This is a genomic window from Chthonomonas sp., assembly GCF_035294505.1.
GTDB lineage: Bacteria > Armatimonadota > Chthonomonadetes > Chthonomonadales > Chthonomonadaceae > Chthonomonas.
Window position 1 is genome coordinate 1 of record NZ_DATGKU010000093.1, and the last position, 4,701, is coordinate 4,701.

General features: G+C 56.4%; 5 protein-coding genes. All 5 read left to right on the plus strand.

Features of this window, described 5'->3' with window-relative positions; translation table 11 throughout:
- Positions 1-523: flagellin (locus VKV18_RS05335; protein ID WP_324203191.1), on the plus strand; the 523-nt coding region annotated here is incomplete at its 5' end.
- 21 nt (positions 524-544) lie between these two features.
- Positions 545-1,186, plus strand: a complete 642-nt coding sequence (gene fliW / locus VKV18_RS05340) for a flagellar assembly protein FliW (RefSeq protein WP_324203192.1) — start codon at positions 545-547, stop codon at positions 1,184-1,186.
- A 248-nt stretch (positions 1,187-1,434) separates the two neighbouring features.
- A complete protein-coding gene (locus VKV18_RS05345) occupies positions 1,435-2,823 on the plus strand; it encodes an aldehyde dehydrogenase family protein (RefSeq protein ID WP_324203193.1) in 1,389 nt (462 codons plus the stop codon).
- 173 nt (positions 2,824-2,996) lie between these two features.
- Positions 2,997-3,539 (plus strand): D-lyxose/D-mannose family sugar isomerase, encoded by a 543-nt coding sequence (locus VKV18_RS05350; protein WP_324203194.1) that lies wholly within the window; start codon positions 2,997-2,999, stop codon positions 3,537-3,539.
- A gap of 43 nt (positions 3,540-3,582) precedes the next feature.
- Positions 3,583-4,701 (plus strand): tetratricopeptide repeat protein (locus VKV18_RS05355; RefSeq protein ID WP_324203195.1); only part of this gene is annotated, 1,119 nt, incomplete at its 3' end.

The window sequence follows — 4,701 nt, forward strand, 5'->3', positions numbered from 1 at the left end:
GGGGAACAGCAGCTATGAGGGGCGCTACATTTTTGCCGGTCAGCGCACGAAAACGGCGCCTCTCGCGCAAACCCCTTCGGGGTTTGTATATTCCGGCGGCTCGGCAGCCACCGGAGATGGGGACATTAGCCTCGATGTCAACGTGGGGGAATCGGTGACGATCAACGTTACCGGTGACCAGGTGTTTATGCCGATTCTGAATACTCTGAGTTCGCTGCAAAACGACATCGCAAACGGGCAGCTCTCCACCATCTCCAACGTGGATGTGGCCAACATAGATACGCAGTTGGGCAATCTGCTGAGCGTGCGCGCGGGTGTCGGCGCCAAGATAGACATGCTGAACGGAGAAAAACTGCGAAACTCACAGGTCTCTATCGGCAATACCAGCCTGCTCGCCCAAGTGCAGGACACCGATATGGCTCAGGGTATGGTAGACCTGCAGACCGCCCAAACGGCCTATCAGGCGGCATTAATGGCCACAGCCCATGCCTACCAATATAGCCTGCTGGATTTTCTCAGGTAGGCCTAAGAACCTTATTCTAAAATGAAAGTGAAAAAGATGGTTATGGTACTCGACAAACAGGTTAATAATGGTGAAATATACGGCGTTTCAATGGAGGGGCAAGAGGTCGCTCAAGAGACATGCACAACGGGCATAGCTCCTGCTACCTTTCGAGTCGAGACGACACGCTTCGGCACGTTGGAGGTTGCATCCGATCTGGTGCTCACCTTTCCTGAGGGGCTTATCGGTTTCGAGATGTTCACACGGTATACGGTGGTCTGCACGGACGATCAAGGTGCGTTACGATGGCTACAGTCGCTGGACGAGCCTGCCCTTGCCTTCCCCATTATCCAGCCGGGAATCTTTCGGCCGGACTACACGCCTACGATCTCCGATCAAGACGCCCGCTTCTTAGGGCTTACACCGGAGATACCGGCGCTTGTTTTTGCAGTGGTGACGGTTCCACCAGGGCGTCCTCGTGAGATGACGGCCAATCTGCTCGGCCCTCTGGTTATCAACCCATTAACGCGCGTGGGCAAGCAGGTGATCGTGCAGGATGAGCGTTATAGCACAAAGCACTCTATTATGGAGGAGATTCTGCAAAATCTCACCGGCGCCGAAAAGCCTGTTGGTGCGGTGCCCAGCCCTACCAAATCGCGCAAAAGGAGCCAGCGCATCGCTTAAACGCGCTTGTGCCCTCGTATAGATTGACCACAAAAGTTCTGGGGGCTAGAGAGGGGGTCTTTACTGTGTTCCGCCCTCTTCTCTAGCCCCTCCTCTTTTGTCTCCGATAGCCCCAAAACGACGAGAGGCGTTTCCAACAAAAAGAACGAACCTCTTCTCCCCGACGTACCGAAAGGGTAGAACCCAGCAGCTTCTTCAGAGAAGGAGAAGCCTCTCTGCGTTAACAACGTTGCGAAGGAGCCATGGCTATGTCGGAAACCATTGAAGTGATCAACCCCTATACGGGGGCGTGTGTGGGGAGGGTGCCACGCGGGGGAGCCGCCGAGATAGATGCGGCGGTGCGTCGTGCGAAGGAGACCTTGCCGACGATGCGCCAGATGCCGTTGCATCGTCGCGCTGCCATTCTCAAGAAAACGGCGCAGTTGCTACAAGAACGCGCAGAGGCCTTCGCTCGGCTCATCACCCAAGAATCGGGAAAAACCATTCGCGAGACGCGAGCCGAGGTGGCAAGAGCGGCGGCCATCTTTGAATATGCCGCAGAGGAGGCCCGCCGTCTTCATGGAGAGACTCTGCCTTTTGACGCTTTCCCAAATGGAGAAAACCACATAGGTTTCTATCTTCGTGAGCCGGTGGGCCTTGTTGGCGCCATTACGCCATGGAACGTGCCCCTTGCCTTGGCAGCCCATAAGATCGCGCCGGCCCTGGCTGCGGGGAACTGCGTGGTGTTAAAGCCTGCAGAACAGACCCCTCTCAACGCGCTGCGTCTGGCGGAGGTTCTGCGGGAGGCAGGGCTTCCTGAGGGCGCTTTGGAGGTGGTAACCGGCTATGGTGAAGAGGCCGGCGACGCTTTGGTAGCACATCCGGACGTCGGTTTTCTTACCTTCACCGGCAGTCGTGAAGTGGGGATGGGCTTGCCTGCACGGGCCGGGTATAAGCGTGTGGCCTTAGAGCTAGGCGGCAATAGCCCGGTGATCATAACCCAAAGCGCCGATGTCGACCGGGCTGCAGAGGCCATTGTGCGTGGCGGCTATGCGGTGGCGGGTCAGTTGTGCATCTCGGTTCAACGGATTTTGGTGCATCGTAGTGTCCGCGATGTGCTGCTCGAAAAGCTCATCGCTCGCATTCGGCAGCTTCGGTTGGGCGATCCGCTTGATGAGGCAACCGATGTGGGCGTGCTTATCTCTAAAGAGGCGTGCGATCGCGTGGAGAAAGCGGTGCAGGAGGCTATGCAGGCCGGGGCTAAAGCTGCAATCGGGGGCAAACGCATTGGCCCTACCGCTTTCGAACCGACCCTCCTCACCGATGTTCGGCAAGACATGCCGATTGCTATCAACGAGGCCTTTGCCCCGCTTACGCTCCTCATCGAGTTCGACACGTTAGCCGAGGCCATTGCCATGGCCAATGCAACGCCTTACGGCCTGAATGCCGGCATCTATACGCGAGATATTGAGGAAGCCCTAAGCGCTGCAAACGCGATTGTAGCCGGTTCGGTGATGATCAACGAGGTGCCCACTTTTCGTTCCGATCTCATGCCTTATGGCGGTCGTAAGCAGAGCGGGTTAGGGCGTGAAGGGGTGCGTTTCGCCATGGAAGAGATGACGGAGACAAAGGTGGTCTGTATCCAAAGGCTTATCTAGAAGCGGACTCCTGATGGGGAGAAGCCTAGGGGGCGGAAGTGGCGCCTGCCATAACACCCTGCTTGTGAGGTAAGATTCTAAAAGGCAGTGGTTCGAAATCGTCACTTTGGGCTGCCATGTGAACAGGCTCGTAGAAACCGTTGAAGGAGCCGTAGAGCGAAGGAGGGCTAAGGATGATCACGAAACAGCAGCTTATGGAGGCACGACGGCAAGCCCTTGAGTACCTTTCTCGCGCCGGTATCGTTCTCACCCCGGAGGAACAGGAGCGCATTGAGGTAGCCGATTTTGGGCTAAGCGACCTCGAGCATACTGGCCTCGAACTGATTACCTATGTAAACACCTCGCGTTGCTGCGCAAAGGAGTTGGTACTATTTCCGCATCAAACGTGCCCCGAGCATCGTCATCCGCCGGTCGGAAGCGATCCGGGAAAGGAGGAGACGTTCCGCTGTCGGTGGGGCGAAGTCTATCTCTACGTTCCCGGTGAACCCACTCCACAACCTCGCGCCGTGCCGCCAAAGGGCCGAGAGCCTCACTACACCGTTTGGCATGAGATCGTGCTGCGCCCCGGTGAGCAGTACACCATTCCTCCCAACACTTTGCACTGGTTTCAGGCCGGTGAGGAGGGAGCGGTTGTCAGTGAGTTCTCGACGACGAGCCGAGATGAGTTCGATATTTTTACCGACCCGCAGGTCGAGCGAATGACACGTGTGGTCTAGGCGAGGGTGAGCATCTTCGATGAGAGGAGATAGAGCTATTTTTTTGTTGCGGCAAGGGCGTCTCGTATGTCTGTTTTTAGGCCTTGTGCTGGCGCCTATGGGAGCGTTCTGTCAGGTAAGTCCCTCGCGGACGCAGCCCTCGGTGCCTCATGCCGGCACTTCGACGTCTCTACAAGAGAGCTTTCAACATGCGGTTACGCTCTTCAATTCCGGTAAGCTCGACGATGCGGAGGCGATTTTTCGCCGTCTTAATGCCTCCGACCCTAACAACGTGAGCGTTCTCACCTATTTGGGGCTGATTGCCCTTCGCCGACGGGACTATGCAGATGCCCTCGAGCCTCTCAAAAGGGCAGCGCAACTTCAGCCTAACCAACCCGAAACCCATATCAACCTCGGAAACGCCTACGATGGTTTGAAACGCTATGCCGATGCCATCGGCGAATTTCAGCGCGCTGTTGCCCTCGATCCGAAATCTGTGAGCGCCTACTACGATCTCGGCAGCGTCTACTTTGAGATAAAGGAGTATGCCAAGGCGGTAGATGCCTACCGCCATGCGGCTATCCTAGACCCAAACGATCCTGAAGTTCAAAACAACTATGGTGTCGCTCTGGAGGCGGCGGGAAATCTCTCTGGGGCCGTTCAGGCTTACACACGGGCGCACCGGCGCGACCCCCATAATGCCACTTATGCCCTCAATCTCGGTCTGGCGTTGCAGAAAATGGCCCGTAAGGCGCAGGCAGCCCATAATCTAGACCGTGCCGGTGACCTATGGAGGCAGGCACGCATTGCCTTTGCCGATGCGGTAGCACAAGAACCCAACGATTATGCTCTGCGGGAAACCTATGCCGAAGCCTTAGATGAGATGGGGGAGTACGCATTGGCTATCCCTCAGTACCAGAAGGCGTTGGCTTTGAAGCCCGAATCGTTTCGCACCTATCTCCACTACGGCATCACTTTGGTGCACCTCGGTCGCTATGCGCAAGCGGCACCTGTGCTGCAACATGCTTTAAGCCTTCATCCTGATGATCTGCAAACGCTGCGGCTCGTTGGGTTTGTTGAATATAAAATTGGGAACTACTCGGCAGCGGCACATGCCTATCAACGCCTTACAGAGCTTGATCCGCACGATTTGGCGGCTTGGAATAATCTTGGAGCTGCCCTA